This is a genomic window from Treponema maltophilum ATCC 51939 (genome assembly GCF_000413055.1).
GTDB classification, from domain to species: Bacteria; Spirochaetota; Spirochaetia; order Treponematales; family Treponemataceae; genus Treponema_C; species Treponema_C maltophilum.
This window is the reverse complement of the sequence record NZ_KE332518.1, coordinates 2,512,282-2,530,388: the sequence shown is the minus strand read 5'-3', so window position 1 is coordinate 2,530,388 and position 18,107 is coordinate 2,512,282. Positions and strand designations below refer to the sequence as shown.

Sequence of the window (18,107 nt, the reverse complement as noted above, 5' to 3'; positions counted from 1 at the left end):
CCCGTACAGCCGTAAAACGCACTTTCGCCGATTGTTGTAAGACCGGTACATTGCGAAAAATCCACTTGCGTTAAACTCGTGCAGTTCTTAAACGCATAGTCAGCTATTTCCGTAACACCTGCGGGTATGACAAGGGTGCCCGAAGGGGGAGTTTCGTTATACCCCTTAAGCACGCCGCCTTCGATACGCAAGTTCGGATCGGGGCCGCTCGGTATGTTCGGCTTATTTTCGATACTTTGCGGGCAGCCCGTAAACAGCAGTGCGATGAGCAGTACAAAAGCCGCTCCAAAAAAGACAAAAGTTTTTGCCTTCGTGTCTTTACGTTTTGTCATAGATGACTCCTTTTGGGTGAGAAAATAAAAGCGCACAATGACGGTCTCCCGCCCTGTGCGTATGGTGTGAGAAGTTTGAAAAGAGAGTAAGTTCCGGCACGCGATGGTTGCCGCACGGCAAACTCGAGTTGGAACCTGTACGCTTCGTACAGGTTCCATACGATGCCGGCATAGTTGTTCGCTCTGCGTCTTTTACGCCCCGTGCAAAAAGCGTACCGACACAGCAAAAAAACATTTGTGCCGAAAGACTTGGCATGGACACGGATGTACGGAAAAGGTGTATGAAATCGGTAGAAGGCGAAGCTCCGCCTGCGAGGCGTTTTGAGCGTCCCTCTCGGGTGATTGCACTCCAAAAGCTCAACCACGCCGTAGCAGCGAGCATCGCCGTATGCGATACATACATTTCGCCCGGTGTGCATGTTATGGCTTGAGAAAAATGGTATTGTTGCGTGTGAAGTACAGTTTGTGCTAACGAACGAACGAACGAACGAACGAACGAACGAACGAACGAACGAACGAAATTATGGGGTGCGCGGCGGTTTTGTCAAGTACCCCCGGCTGTCTCGGCGGAATTTGTGTTAGTTTGTTTTGCGCAAAAGAGGCATGATCGTGGAGCGGAATACTGTTTGCGCTACGGTATTGTTCCATGGTTATTATTATAACATAATTTGAGCAAAAAACAAGTTTTATGCCGAATTATAAATAAAAAGTTATTTGTTTTTAGTGTTTTATATCCTCTGCGCCTATAATAAAGACGGAGGTGCAGTATGAAAAAACACAATCGTCGCTATAAGGATTCGGTCTTTGTCGATTTATTCGGCGAGGATAAAAACGCAAAGAACAATTTTCTGTCGTTGTACAATGCGCTTCACGGTACGCATTTGGACAGCTCGACGGAACTCAAACCGCTGCGACTTGAGCACGTCATGTACATGAGTTTTTGCAATGATGTATCCTGCCTTATCGACAATAAAATCATCGTGCTGGCCGAACACCAATCTACAATCAACGATAACATGCCGGTGCGCTTTTTGGAATATGCAGCCCGATTGTATGAACAAATTCAAAATCCGCGTGACCGCTATCTGCGAAAACTCAAACAGATTCCGACACCCGAGTTCTATGTCTTTTACAACGGTGAAGAACAATACCCGGTACAGGCGGAACTGCGGCTTTCCGATGCGTTCACGGTAAAATCAGCAAAACCGTGTTTGGAATTGCTTGTAAAAGTGCTGAACATCAATTACAATAAAGACAGTAAGCTGTTGGAAAACTGTAAACCGCTCCAGGAATACACGCTGTTTGTTGAAGCGGTGCGCCGGCACATCAGGTTCGATAGAGAAAACGGCTTTAAGAATGCAATTAAAGAGTGTATTCAGAATGATATTTTGAGGGATTATTTGGAGCGAAAATCACGGGAGGTTATGAACATGTTGATAGCCGAATATGATTACGATACCGACATTGCAGTTCAAAGGGAAGAAAGCCTGAGGATTGGCATACAACAAGGAATAGCACAAGGCTTCTCTGACGGTTCGCACCAAGCAAAGCTCGAAACGGCACGCATATTAAAGCGGCTCGGCGATTCCGTCCAAAAGATAATGCAGGCCACCGGTCTTACCAAAGAAGAAGTGGAACGGGTTTGAAAATCGATATTGACATTTCCGCCTCATATCTTCCGCGGCGGTTATCCTGCCGTAAGGTCTTTCACCACTTCGGATGCGATGAGGAGGCCTGCGGCGGACGGAACGAAGGCTATGCTTGCAGGCGGACGGCAGGAAAGGTGCGGAACCTCTTTTGAATAAACCGTTTTGAGCGACGGAATGCCGCGCTTTTTTAATTCGCAGCGCAGTACTTTTGCAAGCGGGCATACGCTTGTTTTAAAAATATCGGCAACTTCAAAGCGCGAAGGGTCGAGCTTATTGCCCGTTCCCATCGAACTTATAATCGGAATATGAAGGCGGAATGCGGTTTCGGCCAAAAGGATTTTGGAACTGACCGTATCGATCGCATCGACAATGTACGAACAGCCGGCAAGCTGCGTTTCGACTCCGGCGGCGGTATCCTTCGAATAAAAAAGGTTCAGGCAGACAACCTTTGCTTCGGGGGCTATGTCGGCAAGCCGTTCGCATGCCGTATCGGTTTTGTACCGGCCGATTGTCGAATGCAGGGCCAAAAGCTGGCGGTTTATGTTCGAAACGCTTATCGTATCGTTATCGACGAGCACAAAACTTCCGATACCGCTTCGCGCAAGGGCTTCGAGCGCATACGAACCGACGCCGCCGAGCCCGAACACGGCAACTTTCGCATCGTTCAGCGTTTGTACCGCGTCTTTCCCGAGAAGCGCTTCGGTACGGCTTAAACGCGTTTCGTTGTTATCGTGCAAGGCTTGCCGCGTACGCTTTGAGCTCTTTTAATTCCAATGCGAAAACGCGTATACCCGATTCCCAGAATTCTTTCGTTTCGATGTCGAATCCGGCTTTGCGGCACACTTCTTCGCACGATGCAGAACCGGTATCTTTAAGCAGCGATGTATACACGGCGGAAAAGGCGGCCCCTTCTTTTTCAAAACGCGCATACAGGGCAAGCGCGAACAGTTGGCCGAACGCGTACGGAAAGTTGTAAAAGTCGAATTCGGGGATATAATAATGACATTTTACCGCCCACATGTAGGCGTGCCGTTCTTTCGAAAGTCCGCTGCCGTAGGTTTTATTTTGCGCGTCGAGCATAAGACGGCAAAAATCGCCGGCCGACAATTCGCCTTTCGCGCGCTCTTCAAATACGGAACGTTCAAAATAAAAACGGCACAAAATATCCACCAGCACTTGGTTCGCGTCGGATAAGTGCATTTCAATCAGTTTGGCGCGCTCGTAACCGGACGTTTTGGAAAGCTGATCTTTTATAAGAATGGTTTCGGCAAAGATACTGGCGGTTTCGGCGAGAGTCATCGGATAGGTTGTAAACGGATAGTCCGAATCCTTTACGCACCAGTTGTGGTACGCGTGCCCCAGTTCGTGCGCGAGCGTGCTTACATCGGAAAAGGTTCCCGTAAAATTGGATAAAACACGCGACACTTTATGCAGCGGGAATTCGGTGCAATAGGCGCCGCCGACCTTGCCGCGCCGTACGCGGGCGTCGATCCACTTTTGTGTAAAAGCAAGGCGGGCAAAGTTTCCCATGTCTTCGGAAAAGGAATCGAAGCGTTCTATGATGTATTTTTTCGCATCGCTAAAAGTCCAGATTCTTTCGGCACAGGCCGTTTGCGCGCCCGCGGCATCTTTTTTCGAGGGCGGCGGAAGCGGAGCGAATATATCGTAAAAGGCGCATTTTTCAAGGCCGAGCAGTTTTGCCTTCGTTTTCATATATGAACGCCACATAGGCAAAGCGTCTTCCATAGCGCCGATAAGCGCGTCCAGCGTTTTGCTTTTCATGCGGCACTCGAACAGGCTGCGTTCCAGTGCGCCCTTCCAGCCGCGGCGTTTGTTTAAGCTTACCGTCGCGCCTTTTAAATTGTTCAAAGACGCGGCGAGCGGAATTTCGGACTGTTTTAACAAAAACAGTTCTTTTTCGTATGCCGTTTTACGCACGGAACGCTCGGCGCTGTACGCTTCGTTGCGCAGTTCGTTGAATGTTTTTCCCGTTTGCGCGTCGGCCGCATTCGAAATGATTTGTTCCTGAAGCCGGCTCCACGCGTCCGCGCCGAAACGCTGTAAATCGTTTGCGACGCTTTCCTGTTCGTCGGACATGTGGTGCTTTTGCGCCGTGATTTCTTCGTCGAATATAAAGCGGTATTTCCTTTCTTGTGGATAAGTTGTGTAAAATGTGTCGAGTTCCTGTGCATGCAAAGTCAATATCGAACGGAACGTGCGGTGCAACTCTTTTGCGATCAATCCTTTTTCCTGCAAAAAAGAAACGGCATTCAAATACTTTGTATTCGTCGTATCGGTCGTATAAGCGGCGTTCGCATACGACAAAAGCGAATGGTACAAAGCGTCCGTTTTGTTTTGTGTTTCGACGGTCTTTTTAAGCCATTCGGGAAACTTTTCGTCTTTTTCGGGCGAGGCAAGCAGTTTTTTTACGGCATCAAAGCCTTTTTCCAAGTCTTTTAAGGCTTTAACGTAATCTTCTCCGCCTACATCGGAATAGACGGAACTTAAATCCCATACGGGAGCATTTATTTTGGGTTGATTTTGCTTCATATGCTTATCATATACGGAATTATCCTTTTACGCAACAGCCGGCATCCGTTCATGCCGAATACCCGACGGGCTGTGAATAACTTGTGGAAATATTTTTTATACTGTGCTATACTGAATTTCATGCCTGAATATGTCGCACGGCCCGGAAAAGCGCTTCCGTTCGGGGCAACGCCCTCGGCGGGCGGCGTCAATTTTTCCGTATTTTCGCGGAACGCATCTTCGGTAACGCTCGCCCTTTTTAACAACGAAGCGGACGCCGAGCCGTCTTTTACGTTTGAACTGTCTCCGGCTCTTAACCGCACGGGAGACGTTTGGCATATTTTTGTGGAAGGGCTTGAAAAAGGCGCGCTGTATTTGTACGCGGTTGACGGCCCCTTTGAGCCCGAAAAAGGGCACCGTTTTAATAAAAACCTTTACCTGTTCGATCCGTACGCAAAAGCGTTAACAAACGCTTCCGTGTTTTCGGCACGGAAACGCGGTGCGCGCGGGGACGCTTCGGTGCCGCACGATGCAAAACCTTCGGCAGCCGGCATGCCCAAGTGCGTCGTCGTGTGCGACGGGGATTTCGATTGGCAGGGCGACAAACCGCTCAACTATCCCTTGCGCCGCAGTATTTTGTACGAAACGCATGTAAAAGGATTTACGCGAAGCCCGACTTCCGGCACAATGCAGCCGGGAACGTACCGCGGTTTTATCGAAAAAATTCCGTACTTAAAAAAACTCGGCGTTACGTCCGTCGAATTTTTGCCCCTGCATGAATTCGACGAATACGAAAACAAGAACGTAAATCCGCACACGGGCGAGCCTTTAAAGAATTTTTGGGGCTACAGCACCGTCGCTTTTTTTGCGCCGAAAGCGTCCTATGCGGCCGATAAGTCGCCCGGCGCCTGCGTAAACGAGTTTAAGAAATTGGTGCGCGAAATGCACAAAAACGGGCTCGAAGTGATTTTGGACGTTGTGTTCAATCACACGGGCGAAGGGAACGAAACCGGCGAAACGCTCAACTTCCGCGGCTTCGAAAATTCCGTATACTATCTGCTTGAAGAAAACGACAAGCGTTTATACAAGAATTTTTCCGGCTGCGGCAACGCCGTCAACTGCAACCATCCCGTTGTGCGCGCCTACATTATCGATTGCCTGCACTATTGGGTAAGCGAAATGCATGTAGACGGCTTCCGCTTCGATTTGGCTTCCGTTTTGGCGCGCGACACAAAGGGACACTTGAGCGAAAGCGCGCCCCTGCTCGAACAAATCGCCGAAGACCCCTTGCTGAGCGGCACGAAACTGATCGCCGAAGCATGGGATGCCGCGGGCGGCTACCAAGTGGGAAATTTCGGCGGACGCTGGGCGGAATGGAACGACCGCTTCCGCGACGATATTCGACGGTTTTGGCGCGGCGATACGGCCTTTGCCGGCGGGACGGCGACACGGCTCGCCGGAAGTTCCGATTTATACTTGCACGGCGGACGCAAACCCTTTCATTCAATCAATTATTTAACGAGCCACGACGGATTTACGCTCAACGATTTGGTAAGCTACGATAAAAAGCACAACGAAATAAACGGCGAACACAATAAAGACGGCTCCGATGTGAATTTCAGCTGTAACTGCGGACACGAGGGTCCCTGTAACGATAAGAGCATACGTCTTATGCGCAACCGGCGCATAAAAAACATGATTTTAACCCTGCTTTTGGCGCAGGGAACGCCGATGCTTTTGGCAGGGGACGAGTTCAGGCGCAGTCAACAGGGGAATAACAACGCATATTGTCAGGACAACGAAATTTCATGGATCGACTGGTCGCTTAAAGATACACACGCCGATATCTTCGAATTTACGCGCAAAACGATTGCGTTTCGGCTGCGTCACGCGGCGTTCCGTCGGGGCGAATTTTTTCTCGGCCGCGATATTTCCGCCAACGATGTGCCCGATATTTCGTGGTTTGACGAAAACGGCGCCGCGTTCAATTGGGAAAACCGGGGCGGTTTTCTTGCCTGCCGCATCGACGGCAGCGGAATCGAAATTCAAAGCGAAAGCGACGACAACGATTTTTACCTTATGTACAATGCCGGAGCGGATTTTATAACGGCAAAAATTCCGCCTTCGGCGCCGGGCAAAAAATGGTACCGCTGCATCGACACATCGCTGCCGTCTCCCGGCGATTTTTTGGATGAAAAAGACGCCATCGGTTTTAAAACGCCGGAATACCCCATGCCGGGAGGAACGGTCGTCGTATTGATAGGAAAATAACGCGCACATTCGCGCACGTTTTTAGACGTTTTTACAGAGGAGCTTTTATGACTTTTAACAGCGAAAATTTTAAAGCGGCCGTGAAGCGGCGCCTTACGAGGGAATACAGCAAAGACATTGCCGATGCCCCCGTTCACGACATATACGATGCGGTCGCCGCCTCAATACTCGACGCAGTCGTCGAAAATTGGATGAAAACCCGCAGCGTCTACGATGAAAACCGGGTAAAAAAAGTATACTATTTTTCGGCGGAATTCCTTATGGGGCGGGCTTTAAGCAACAACCTCATCAACCTTCGTATAAAAAGCGACGTTTTAAAAACCCTGCAGGACATGGGTTTCGACTACAACAGCATAGAAGATCAGGAGCCGGACGCCGGCTTGGGCAACGGCGGTTTGGGACGCTTGGCCGCCTGTCTTTTGGATTCGCTTGCAACGCTGAATTATCCCGCAATCGGCTACGGCATACGCTACCGGTACGGCATGTTCGAACAGCGCATAGAAAACGGCTTTCAAGTCGAATATCCGGACAATTGGCTTAAATACCGTGACCCGTGGGAAGTAAAGCGCAGCGATTTGGCGACGGAAGTTTTGTTCGGCGGGAACGTATGCGTTCGCCGCGAAGCCGACGGCCGCGATTATTTCTTTTTGGAAAACGCCGAGCGCATAACCGCCACGCCATACGACACGCCGATTATCGGCTACAACACAAAAACCGTAAACACCCTGCGTTTATGGGAAGCCTCTTCTCCGAACGGTTTCGACTTACAGCTTTTTAACGACATGCACTACAAGCGCGCCGTCGAAAAACAAAACGCGGCCGAAGACATATCGCGCGTATTGTACCCCAACGACAGCGGCCCGTCCGGAAAAGCGCTGCGCTTAAAACAGCAGTATTTCTTTTGTTCGGCAAGTTTGCAGGACATGCTGCGTTCATACGTCGGCGCGTACGGCGAAGATTTTACCGATTTTGCCGATTATCACGTCATTCAATTGAACGACACGCATCCGGTCGTCGCGATTCCGGAACTCATGCGATTGCTTATGGACGAGCACCGGCTCGGCTGGGACGAAGCGTGGCAAATCGTCACAAAAACCTTCGCGTATACGAATCACACGATTCTTGCAGAAGCGCTCGAAAAATGGCCTATCGATATTTTCCAAGGTTTATTGCCGCGTGTGTATCAAATAGTGGAAGAAATAAACCGGCGTTTTCTCGCGGACTTGCGCGGACGCTTCCCCGACGATTACGATAAACAAAACCGCATGAGCATTATCCGGAACGGAACGATTTACATGGCATGGCTAGCGATTCATACCTGCTTCAGTGTAAACGGAGTTGCCGCTCTTCACTCCGAAATTTTACGGACAAAAGAATTAAAAGATTGGGCGGATTTGTATCCCGCCAAATTCAACAATAAAACGAACGGCATTACGCAGCGCCGCTGGCTTTTGAACGCGAACCCGCGCCTTGCCGCCTTTGTAACAAAATATGCGGGAAGCGGCTGGGAAACCGATTTGTCGGTTTTAAAAAATCTGGAAAAACATGCCGACGACCCTGCCGTTTTGCGCGAACTTTCGGAAATCAAGCAAAAAAACAAAGAAGATTTGGCCGCATGGCTCAAAGCCACGCAAAACGAATTTTTGGATCCGCAATCTATTTTCGACGTACAGATAAAACGGCTGCACGAATACAAGCGCCAGCTTTTAAACGTTTTGCACATCATCTATTTGTACAACAGAATTCTCAACGAAAGCGACTTTAACCCGCCCGCCCGAACCTTTATCTTCGGCGCAAAAGCGGCATCGGGTTATCGACGCGCAAAAGCGATTATCAAGCTTATAAATGCCGTTGCCGAACGTATCAATAACGACCGCAGCGTGCGCGGAAAAATCCGCGTCGTGTTTGCGGAAAACTACCGCGTAAGTGCCGCCGAAAAAATTTTCCCCGCCGCCGACGTTTCCGAGCAAATTTCCACCGCGGGGAAAGAGGCATCGGGTACGGGCAATATGAAGTTTATGCTTAACGGCGCTTTAACGCTGGGTACGCTCGACGGCGCAAATATCGAAATCGCCGAAGAAGCCGGCGCGGAAAACGTTTTTATCTTCGGCTTAAAAGCCGAAGAAATTTACGTGTCGGAAAAAGAGCACGCCTACAATCCGCAAAAATACCTGCAGCAAAATCCGCGCCTCGCTCAAGCTTTAAATCAGCTGGTGGACGGCACCTTCGATTCTTCGCGGCAATTGTTCAGGGAACTCTACGATTCGCTTGTCTACGGCGTCGAAGGACAGCGCCCCGACGTATATTACGTGCTTGCCGACTTCGATTCGTACTGCGCCGCTCAGGAAAAAGTCGCCGCCCTGTACGAAAACCGCGAACTTTGGGCAAAAAAAGTTTTGCTGAACATTGCCCGCTGCGGCAAATTTTCGTCCGACCGCACAATCGAAGATTACGTGCGCGATATATGGAAAATAAAAGCCGTAAAAATTTAAGGTATAAAAGCCGCCTCCCGGCAACGTCTCGCCGTCCCCCGATCTTCCGCTTTACATAAAAACGGAATTTGTTTACACTGAAAGGGTCAGGAGGATTGATAAAAAGCGCCGTCTGAAATGGAGCGGCCGCTTCCTGCAAAAGTTTTATGGAGGATTATATGCTTCACCGTTTTTCGGGTGTAAAACGTCTCTTTTTTATTTTAATCCCTTTGTTTTTGCTTCCTGTCGGCGTTTTTGCACAGATAAAAAATTATGTCGGTGTCGTTCGCGAAAAATACCATTCGGCAAACATTGCCGTGCTTGAAGAATACCGCGACACGCTGCAATCGAAAGGGTATACCTCGTACGCGCAATCGATCGATTCTTACCTTAAAGGAGGCTTCGGCTCCGGTTTTGTGTACGTCGCTCCCGACGGAACGAACTACATCATCACAAACCGGCATGTCGTATCGCAAGCCGAATCCGTGTCGGTTGAATTTGAAGGAACCGACGGCGGTACCACAAAGTACGACAACTTAAAAGTTTTAAATGCCGACGAAGAAATCGATTTGGCGATTTTAAGCTTTCCCAAGGGCGTTAAACCTTTTAAAAAAGGTTTGACTTTTGCAACAAAAAAAGTTCAAGACGGTCAGGAAGTGTGGACGGCGGGCTTTCCCGGTTTGGCGGGTAACCCGCTTTGGCAGCTGGGCAAGGGCTCGGTTACCAACAGCGCCGCTCGCATAAAAGATTTGGTCGATCCGGACATCACGACGCTCATTCAACATTCGGCGCAAATCGACGGAGGAAACTCCGGCGGCCCGCTTTTGATTGCCGATCCTTCCGCCGAAGCCGGCTACGCGGTTGTCGGCGTCAACACGTGGAAATACGTGCGCCGTCAGGATACGAACTATTCGATTCCCGCAGCGGCCGTTCAGGCATATATTAAAAAAGTGCTGAACCCCGAAAACGCTCCGGCAATAAAAACGCAAATGGAAAAACGCGTTCAATCGTTTATCGCCGATGCCGCAAAACAGGACAACGATTTCACCGACATCGTAAAATATATTTCCTACGCATACGTCGGTTCGGACGGAAAAAACATTTTCGTAAAAGCGCTTTCATCGGCGCCTTCGGCCGTCCGCTCCGTTGTTATTGCGGTCTTTAACAATTATTCGCCGCTCGAAGGCATGCGCTACGCTCTCGCATGGGACGTATGGAAAAAGCTCGGAAACGACGAGCGCTCGCTTGTTTCCGCAGGAGACGTAACGGAAGTGTCCGCGGTTGCATGCACCGTACCGCTCCAAAACGAAAAATGGGAAAAGCCCATAGAAACGCGCTGGATTTCCGAACACGGTTTATGGCGCTTGGAAATGTTCGGTTCGGTGGAGCCGAAAACCGAAAAGAGCAAAAAGAAAACAAAGACCGCCAAAACCGACATAGAAGAAAATTCGGAAGCGCCTTTTTTCTCTTTTGAAAGTCCTTATTCTTCGGCATTGCAAATAGGGTTCGACCTTTCCCGCACAAACGGCATAACGCACGGATTCAGCGCTTCTTATTCGTATTTTCTTGATATGACCGGCTTGGATAAGCGTTGGGTAGGAGTAGGATTTGGCCTCAATATCGATAAGGTGACGCCGCTTAATGCAACGCGCGTCATTATCGGGCCGGTACTTACCGTACAAGTTCCGATGATTATAGGGAAAACGCACCTTATTCCGTACATTGCCGGAACGGTAGGTCCCAATATTCTCGGATTTGCTTCTTTCGATAAGAGTGCGGCCGGCGGTTTTGCCGCAGGTTTCGAAACGGGGCTTAAAGCGGGTTATGATTTCGGCGCCGATGTCAACGTACTTTTCGGCATTGCCTATAAGCATATGCAGCAAAAACCGCTGTTTGACAGCGGCAAAAGTGCAGCGTTGAAAAAAACGAGTTTATCGGCGTCTTTAACGCTTGTATTTTAATAATAAGGAGGAAATAAAAATGAAACTAAAAAGAACAAAGCTTATAGTTTTATGTTTAGTGTCGCTGTCTGCTGTGTATTTTACCGGATGCATAACACTGTTTGAGGCTATTGTAAATCAATCGCAACGGGATGCTTTAGTGAAAGACGCTAAAGGAACCCCTGAAGATTCCGTGGTAATATACGGCGGATGGGCCGCCGTAGGAAAAATGTTCCAAGCGAATACTTCAAAAGCGCCGAATCCGGCATCTTTTTATACGGAAAAAGACTGGAGCGTTTCGACGCCGCTTGTTCCCGGCGGACGCTACAGAGAATACTTTGACGTCAGCGTTGTCAATACGGGGAATACCGTTACAACAACATATTACGTGTACGGACTTAACGGGAACACTGAAAGCGAATTTATCGCCCCCGAAAAAGCGGGAATATACTATTACGGCGATTCGCTTTTAAATTTACAATCGAAAAAAATAAATAACCAATCGAAAAATAAAACCGCAAAACAACTCAGAGATGATGAATTAAAAGCGCTGAAAAACGCCTACAGAGTATACGCAAAGACCGCATGGGGGCCTTTATTTAAAGCCCGGATGGAGGAACTGAAAAATGAAAAATAAAACAGCAATTATTGTTACCGCTCTTTTATGCTTGTGTACAGTGATTTTTGCAACTGAAAAAGTGCAGGAGCCGGGGAAAAATCAAGTATTGCTTGTCGGCAAGGTTTCCTTACTGAAAGACCTCGACAGAGATTTTTATATACAAACACTCGGCCTTGATCCCTCTTTGAGAGACAAGAATCATACTTACGGATTTTTGCCTGACCCGAAAAGGGATGATATCCTAACAGTTCCCATTGATACCGTTATTGGAGATTATTTTTTCATTCCGGTCAAGATTCCCAAAACCGGCCGTTTTCCTTTGCAGGGTTTCTTCGTCTTTCTTTTTTCCGAAGGTGAAAAAAGGACCGGTATTATCGGAAAACTATATCTTGCCAGAGCGCGTTGTATCTACTTACCCTTCGGCATGGACGTGCCTGTTTCATCCGAAAACAGATACGTATATGTCGGAAGCTATACGTACAGCTTTGCGGGAGACAACTTTGTCGTGGACGGCATAAAACAAAAAGACGAGTTTGACGAAGCGCAGGCTCTTTTGAACCAAAAGCTCGGTAAAAACGTTCAACTGACACGGGCCGTGCTTTTAGACCCCGAAGAATCCCAAAAGAAAGGGAAATAACGCAATAACAAGCAAAAGCAGGAAAGTTCGAAAAACTTCCTGCTTTTTTTATGGAGGAAGGTATGAATAAGGTAATGTTGATAAGCTTTGATGCGGTCGGCAGCGATGAAGTAACTGAATTGCTTACGATGCCGAATTTTAAGCGGCTTACGCAAAACGGTATGCTGTTCCGCGACATGAAAACGGTATTCGTTTCGAACACCTACCCGATTCATACTTCCGTCGCGACGGGCAAACCGCCGTGCGCTCACGGAATTATTTCAAATATGTGGATAGATCCGGCCGAAGAAGGCGCATGGTGTTACGACAGCCGCCGCATACGCGCAAAAACCTTGTGGAACGCGGCCCGCGAAAAAGGCTTAAAAACCGCTTCGGTTTTATGGCCGGTTACCGGTTATGCAAAAGACATCAATTGGAATTTGCCCGAAGTCGTCATACGCAAGGGCGAAAATCAGGTTGTGCAGAATTTAAAAGCCGGTTCCTTTATTATTCAAATGGAAGCCTTTTTTCGCCATCGGCATTTAATGCACGGCATTTCGCAGCCGGCCCTCGACACCTTTGCCGTCCACGTTATGCGCGACATAGTTTTATCGCGCAAGCCCGACTTTATGCTGCTGCACTTAACGAGCTTCGACACCATTTGCCACCAATTCGGAAGAACCGCGCCGGAAACGAAAAAAGCCTTGGTATATTTGGACGGTTTTTTGGGCAACATGCTCGACATCCTCGAAAAGGACACGACGGTCATCGTTTTTTCCGACCATGCGCAGCTCGATGTTCATTCGAACATTCACCCGAATGCGCTGCTTGAGCGCATGGGCTTTTTAAAGCAAACGGAAAGCTACGACGAAGTTTTTAAAAAAACCGTAAACGTTTTGAGCGATTACCGATACTTTTTCCACTATGCCGGCGGCAGCGCGTTTTTATTTTCCCCGGCTGCGGACAAAGCACCCGATAAAGAAAACCCGCAAGGTAAGGCGGCGGAAATCGATTCGATAAAAAAAGCGGTGTTGCAGCTTGAAGGCGTCGAGCGGCTTTTAACCGACGACGAAATGAAGGAATCGGGCTTCGGCGCCCCGTCTTCTTTGTATGCGGCCGGAGCGCTTTTCGGCATCGGCGCAAAAGAAGGCAGGCACTTCGGCGACACGCACTACGAAAAAGGTTCGCACGGCTATACGGTTAACCGGCCGCATTACGGAACCTTTTGTGCCGTCAACAAAAAAATCGAAGGCGCGTCTTGCACGTCGATTCTTGATGTTACAAAGCTTACCGCCGCCGAACTCGGCGTATCCATGGATTAAAGGCACGCATCCGTGTGTCCGCGTGCGGCCATGCCGCGGCCCCGTACGCCCGTGCGGCAGGCAGAAGAGAAAGCTTTACGGGCTATTATTTTCCGGTCATTACAAAAACGCCCTTCCACCGCGGTTTGGGCGGCGAAACCTGATAGTGGTTTACCCGCTTTAAAAATACCTTCGACGGTGCATCGTTGTATTTTTCGATATTGTCGGAAAAATATTTTTCCGCGTTATCCCATTTGCGTTTTCGGTAATACGACAAGCCGGTTTCGAAGGTACGTTTTAAATCGAGAATTTTTTCGGTTGCCGCTTCCTTTGCCTGCAAAATCTCGTAAATACGCACCGGTTCGGTTTTTCCCTTTACCGTTACAAAATCGAGCTCGCGGCATACAAAACTGCCGTTCAATTTTTCATACACCGCTTCGGAAATAATCGCCTTTGAGCCGTATTCTTTATTTGCGCTTTCAAGCCGAGCCGCGAGGTTTACCGTATCGCCGATCGACGTAAAGTCCTTGCGCGTTTCCGATCCGACCGAACCGAATACGACGGAACCGGAGTTGATGCCGATACCGATGGAAATGGAATCCACTCCCTCTTCGAGTGCGGCCTGCTTTTCGCGGTACATTGCTTTGCGGATTTCCATGGCGGCTTTGCAGGCGTTGATCTCTTTTTTGGGGCCGGAAAAAAACGCCATTATTTCGTCGCCGACGTATTTATCGACATCGCCGTCGTTTTCGAAAATGATTTTTGTTTCCAGATCGAGATATCGATTCAAAAGCCGGATAACCTCTTTCGGCGATATCTTTTCGCACAGACTCGTAAATCCGCGGATATCGGTAAAAAGAAAGCACAGTTCGCGCGTCGTGCTCAAACGGCCGGTGTTTTTTTCCGCATTTTGCACCGTGTGAAACGATACGTACGGCAGCATGCCGCGCACAAGCGACACGATATTTTTTATTTCTATCGAAAGCGTTTTTATTTCGTCATTCGTGTTGACACTTTCTTCAAACATCAGCTTGCCCGATTCAATCTTCGCGTTGCCGGAAAGCATGTCGCTCAAACCGTTTGCCGTTTTGCGAATATTTCCGCACAGAAAGAGGATCGGGTTCGCGATAAAATCGGCGAGAAACAGAGTGATTATTATCGAAACATAAAAAAAGATTGCCGAAATCGTCAAAATAAAAACCTTTGCCTGAAAATACGGCCTGTTCAAGACTTCGTTCAAATACGTAACGACCGAAAACCCCACAAGCCTTTGACCGTCTTTGCGCGAAAACGTAACCGGATACACATACAAACAGGTGTTCTTTTCCGGCTTTAGAATCGGCTCGCTTCTCGTATTTTCATTTTGATAATGCGTTATGTAGCGCACGGCTTCGGACGGTAAAATCGTTTTTTCCGAAACGGGAATCTTATTAACGCTCCCGGCAGCCGTCGTATAAGAAAATACATCGAATTCCGGCAGTTCCGTAGAATAATCGATTTCTTCAAGGAAGATATTCGTTTTGCTGCTCGTCGTAATAATGTCTACCCTTTGGAAGGGGAACGGCGAGGACGCGTTTGTTTTCCGTATACCGTCGAAAAATGCACTTATTTTCGTATGAAGACCGTCGGAAAAATCATAGATCGCGGCAACCTGTTCGGCGAGATTTTTACCCGTATTGTTTACCGTTTGCGAAAGCAGCGTTTTATAATTTTTCAAATCCGTGGAAATAAAGGTGGAAAGAATAATCAGTATCGTACAGAGAATGACAAAGGTTATTTTCGTTTTTATGCGTGTTTTCCATTCCCGGTTTTTAAAATCGTTGATTCTGTCTTTTACGGCCGAATACACGGCGGCAAGATCCGGCGCTGCATCGCCTTCGGTTTTTTTGTGCTTTTTCAGCTTTTCCGATGTTTTGTCGCGAAGAATCGCTTCTTTTTGCTTTTCTTCTTTTAAAAGCTGTTTATATTCCACATACGATTCGCTTTTTCGTTTTATGGAAACTATTCCGAATGCGATTAAAGCTGAATGAAACGCAAGCGCCGAAAAAAAAGCAAGGTATACCGCAGGGCTTAACGAAGAAAACCAGCGCGCCGTATTTGCAAACAAAATTATTCCGCAAAAGCTGCCGGCAAGATAAAACGTTGCGGATACGAGCAAACTTAAATATACCATAGTATCCGTTATCTTTTTTTGAAAAAAGGATACGATCGTAAGGATACAGGCAATCGGCAAAAGAAAAAATGCGAAGCAGCAAACGGGAAAAAAATGAAACCCGCTCGGAACAACACCGGATGCCAATACGGTAAACGGATACAGCAAACGCGACGCCTGTTCGGGATTAAATAAATCCATCTTGTCCATACTGAAAGGGAGCGCCATAAGTACTACAAGAACGACAAGCGAACCGACTTTCCATCTTGCAACGGAAGAGGAAATCTTCTTCAGCCGATTTTTGATTTTTTCAAATACAATCTTACTCATGCTCATTGATTCTTTGTGAAACTTTTATTGATTATACTACGATATATTGCACTTTCCGGAAAAAGTCAAGACGCAAACGCGCCCTCTTACGCACTTATACCTGCGACGGCCAGCTGCAGGGAAGAAAGCATTTCGTTGACTGTCTGCTGGTCGAGGATTGCCAAACGGAAAATTGCCGATTCGATAAGCGAATAGAACATTTCGTTCGCCGCTTTTACGTTTATCTGCTTAAAGTCGCCGCTTTTTTTACCTTCGATTAAAATGGTCGAAAGAAGATGCCGCAAGCGCACGATGCGACGCCGCACGCGGTCGCCCGGATTTTTACCCGTTTTTTGTATTTGAATAAGATAGGCTAAAATAACCTGAAACAGCTGCCTGTTTTCCATGCAGCCGTGAACAATCACTTCCAAAACGTCCAAAAGCCGTTCTTTACAAGTGCGGCTTTTGTCGTCGATAATAAGGCGGAGCGAATTTTCCAAGCCTTCGGTCAACTGCTTGATACTCCATAAAAATATTTCGCGCTTGTTTTTAAAATAGATATATAAGGTGGTGCGCGTAATACCGCAGCGGTCGGCAATTTTTTGAAAGGTCGCGTCTTCATAGCCTTCATCGATAATCACATCGAGGGCTTTTTTTAAAATGACTTTTTTACGCTTTTCGTGGTCTATAACGATTCCCATCTTTTTCCTCCGTCGGTTGCGTACTGTGTTTGCCGTATCCTTGTTCGTTGTATATATAAAAAACGGTATCCAAATTACCGCTTTTTAAATTTTTTGCCTGCGACGCGCGCTTTCCGATGCAGCGTTCAAAATCCGCATAGGCCGTAATGAAGCCCATGTTCCAGCCTTTAAAATCCGTAAACAGGGAGCCCATGCTTTTATACAGCGCGGGAATTTCCTCCTCATCGCCGAGCCGCTCGCCGTACGGAGGATTGGTAATGATACATCCCTCGTTGTAAGGCGCTTGCAGCTCCTTAAAATCCGCACATTCAAAATCGGGGCGCGGAATTTTCAAATCGCTCCCGATAAGCTGCAAAGCGCGCCCCGCACCGGCGAATGCGCGTTCGGCGTTTACACGCGCCCGCTCTGCCGCAGCGGGATCTATGTCGGTTCCGGTAATGCGGGCAAGCACATCCGGGCGAATGTTCGCCGCTTCTTTTTTGCGGATTTCGTCCGCCGAGGCGGCATCGAAAACGGCAAGGTTTTCAAGCGCAAAGCGCCTGCCGAAGCCCGGAGCGACGTTGTACGCGTAAAGCGCCGCTTCAATCGCTATTGTTCCGGATCCGCAAAAGGGATCGTGCAGCGGCATTTTCCGCTTCCAGCACATAAGCTGCAAAAGGACTGCCGCCGTCGATTCGCGTATCGGCGCGCTTCCCCCGTCTTTGCGGTACCCTCTGCGGTTCAGCGGCGCGCCCGACAAATCGAGAAAAACCGACACCGTATCGTTTTCGACGTACACGCGTATATCCGCCTGCGCGCCGCTTTCCGGCAAAACGTTCATACGCCAGCACGAGCCGAGCTTGGCGCAAACCGCTTTATGCACGACGGATTGCACGCCGTGTTCCGATCTAAGAGCACTCTTATGAATGCGCACCTTATCTATATGGAGTTTTACGTCTTTTTTAAAAAAATCCTGCCACTGTACGGCATGCACGCCCTCAAACAGCGCGTCGAAATCGGGTGCGGCAAAGGAGGCCGCCTGCAGGTAAATTCTGTCCGCCGTGCGCAGGCACAGATTGGGCCGGAACAGCTCTTTTTCGGGGCAGTCAAACAGCACCCGGCCGGGAGCATTGCTCCTCACCGCGTAACCGAGTTTTTTTATTTCGTTTGCAAGAACCTTTTCGGCACCGATTGCACACAGGGCGGCAAGTGTTGTCATTAACAAAGTATACCCGAAA

General features: G+C 48.4%; 13 protein-coding genes. 7 read left to right on the top strand and 6 right to left on the bottom strand.

What is annotated here, in order from left to right; genetic code table 11:
- On the bottom strand, positions 1-332 hold a 332-nt coding region (locus HMPREF9194_RS11690), incomplete at its 3' end, for a leucine-rich repeat protein (RefSeq protein ID WP_016526590.1).
- Between the two features lie 767 nt (positions 333-1,099).
- Here HMPREF9194_RS11690 and HMPREF9194_RS11680 point away from each other — a divergent pair.
- Entirely contained in the window at positions 1,100-1,978 is an 879-nt protein-coding gene (locus HMPREF9194_RS11680; RefSeq protein ID WP_016526588.1) for an Rpn family recombination-promoting nuclease/putative transposase, read from the top strand.
- A gap of 41 nt (positions 1,979-2,019) precedes the next feature.
- Here HMPREF9194_RS11680 and HMPREF9194_RS11675 read toward each other — a convergent pair whose 3' ends face one another.
- Together HMPREF9194_RS11675 and HMPREF9194_RS11670 are read right to left on the bottom strand one after the other, a co-directional pair.
- Positions 2,020-2,718 carry a tRNA threonylcarbamoyladenosine dehydratase gene (locus tag HMPREF9194_RS11675; protein ID WP_016526587.1) on the bottom strand — a complete coding sequence of 233 codons (699 nt, stop codon included), beginning with the start codon at positions 2,716-2,718 and terminating at the stop codon, positions 2,020-2,022.
- Positions 2,708-4,531 carry a M3 family oligoendopeptidase gene (locus HMPREF9194_RS11670; protein WP_016526586.1) on the bottom strand — a complete coding sequence of 608 codons (1,824 nt, stop codon included), beginning with the start codon at positions 4,529-4,531 and terminating at the stop codon, positions 2,708-2,710. The genes HMPREF9194_RS11675 and HMPREF9194_RS11670 overlap by 11 nt, the downstream gene beginning before the upstream one ends.
- A gap of 120 nt (positions 4,532-4,651) precedes the next feature.
- Here HMPREF9194_RS11670 and glgX point away from each other — a divergent pair, with 120 nt between their 5' ends.
- The 6 genes from glgX to HMPREF9194_RS11640 all read left to right on the top strand — a co-directional run bounded on the left by glgX (position 4,652) and on the right by HMPREF9194_RS11640 (position 13,749).
- On the top strand, positions 4,652-6,781 hold the full coding sequence (gene glgX / locus HMPREF9194_RS11665) for a glycogen debranching protein GlgX (protein WP_016526585.1): 2,130 nt from the start codon (positions 4,652-4,654) through the stop codon (positions 6,779-6,781).
- 47 nt (positions 6,782-6,828) lie between these two features.
- Positions 6,829-9,273 carry a glycogen/starch/alpha-glucan phosphorylase gene (locus tag HMPREF9194_RS11660; RefSeq protein ID WP_016526584.1) on the top strand — a complete coding sequence of 815 codons (2,445 nt, stop codon included), beginning with the start codon at positions 6,829-6,831 and terminating at the stop codon, positions 9,271-9,273.
- A gap of 158 nt (positions 9,274-9,431) precedes the next feature.
- On the top strand, positions 9,432-11,213 hold the full coding sequence (locus HMPREF9194_RS11655; RefSeq protein ID WP_016526583.1) for a trypsin-like peptidase domain-containing protein: 1,782 nt from the start codon (positions 9,432-9,434) through the stop codon (positions 11,211-11,213).
- A 139-nt stretch (positions 11,214-11,352) separates the two neighbouring features.
- The gene (locus HMPREF9194_RS11650; protein ID WP_156828039.1) at positions 11,353-11,829 is read left to right on the top strand and encodes a hypothetical protein; all 477 of its coding nucleotides are present in this window, start codon (positions 11,353-11,355) and stop codon (positions 11,827-11,829) included.
- 406 nt (positions 11,830-12,235) lie between these two features.
- On the top strand, positions 12,236-12,448 hold the full coding sequence (locus HMPREF9194_RS12345; RefSeq protein WP_156828038.1) for a hypothetical protein: 213 nt from the start codon (positions 12,236-12,238) through the stop codon (positions 12,446-12,448).
- A 62-nt stretch (positions 12,449-12,510) separates the two neighbouring features.
- A complete protein-coding gene (locus HMPREF9194_RS11640) occupies positions 12,511-13,749 on the top strand; it encodes an alkaline phosphatase family protein (protein ID WP_016526580.1) in 1,239 nt (412 codons plus the stop codon).
- 85 nt (positions 13,750-13,834) lie between these two features.
- On the opposite strand, the gene HMPREF9194_RS11635 is transcribed toward HMPREF9194_RS11640, so the two are convergent.
- The 3 genes from HMPREF9194_RS11635 to HMPREF9194_RS11625 all read right to left on the bottom strand — a co-directional run bounded on the left by HMPREF9194_RS11635 (position 13,835) and on the right by HMPREF9194_RS11625 (position 18,088).
- Complete coding sequence (locus HMPREF9194_RS11635; RefSeq protein ID WP_040846364.1) at positions 13,835-16,210, bottom strand: adenylate/guanylate cyclase domain-containing protein; 2,376 nt, start codon at positions 16,208-16,210, stop codon at positions 13,835-13,837.
- A gap of 86 nt (positions 16,211-16,296) precedes the next feature.
- Complete coding sequence (locus HMPREF9194_RS11630; protein ID WP_016526578.1) at positions 16,297-16,890, bottom strand: TetR/AcrR family transcriptional regulator; 594 nt, start codon at positions 16,888-16,890, stop codon at positions 16,297-16,299.
- The gene (locus tag HMPREF9194_RS11625; protein WP_016526577.1) at positions 16,859-18,088 is read right to left on the bottom strand and encodes a THUMP domain-containing class I SAM-dependent RNA methyltransferase; all 1,230 of its coding nucleotides are present in this window, start codon (positions 18,086-18,088) and stop codon (positions 16,859-16,861) included. The genes HMPREF9194_RS11630 and HMPREF9194_RS11625 overlap by 32 nt, the downstream gene beginning before the upstream one ends.
- Positions 18,089-18,107 lie beyond the last annotated feature (19 nt).

Bases quoted from the DNA above. Each gene is read 5' to 3' on its own strand.
- HMPREF9194_RS11655 (WP_016526583.1), top strand. From the start codon at position 9,432: ATGCTTCACCGTTTTTCGGGTGTAAAACGTCTCTTTTTTATTTTAATC.
- HMPREF9194_RS11680 (WP_016526588.1), top strand. From the start codon at position 1,100: ATGAAAAAACACAATCGTCGCTATAAGGATTCGGTCTTTGTCGATTTA.
- glgX (WP_016526585.1), top strand. From the start codon at position 4,652: ATGCCTGAATATGTCGCACGGCCCGGAAAAGCGCTTCCGTTCGGGGCA.
- HMPREF9194_RS11640 (WP_016526580.1), top strand. From the start codon at position 12,511: ATGAATAAGGTAATGTTGATAAGCTTTGATGCGGTCGGCAGCGATGAA.
- HMPREF9194_RS11635 (WP_040846364.1), bottom strand. From the start codon at position 16,210: ATGAGTAAGATTGTATTTGAAAAAATCAAAAATCGGCTGAAGAAGATT.
- HMPREF9194_RS12345 (WP_156828038.1), top strand. From the start codon at position 12,236: ATGGACGTGCCTGTTTCATCCGAAAACAGATACGTATATGTCGGAAGC.
- HMPREF9194_RS11630 (WP_016526578.1), bottom strand. From the start codon at position 16,890: ATGGGAATCGTTATAGACCACGAAAAGCGTAAAAAAGTCATTTTAAAA.
- HMPREF9194_RS11660 (WP_016526584.1), top strand. From the start codon at position 6,829: ATGACTTTTAACAGCGAAAATTTTAAAGCGGCCGTGAAGCGGCGCCTT.
- HMPREF9194_RS11670 (WP_016526586.1), bottom strand. From the start codon at position 4,531: ATGAAGCAAAATCAACCCAAAATAAATGCTCCCGTATGGGATTTAAGT.
- HMPREF9194_RS11625 (WP_016526577.1), bottom strand. From the start codon at position 18,088: ATGACAACACTTGCCGCCCTGTGTGCAATCGGTGCCGAAAAGGTTCTT.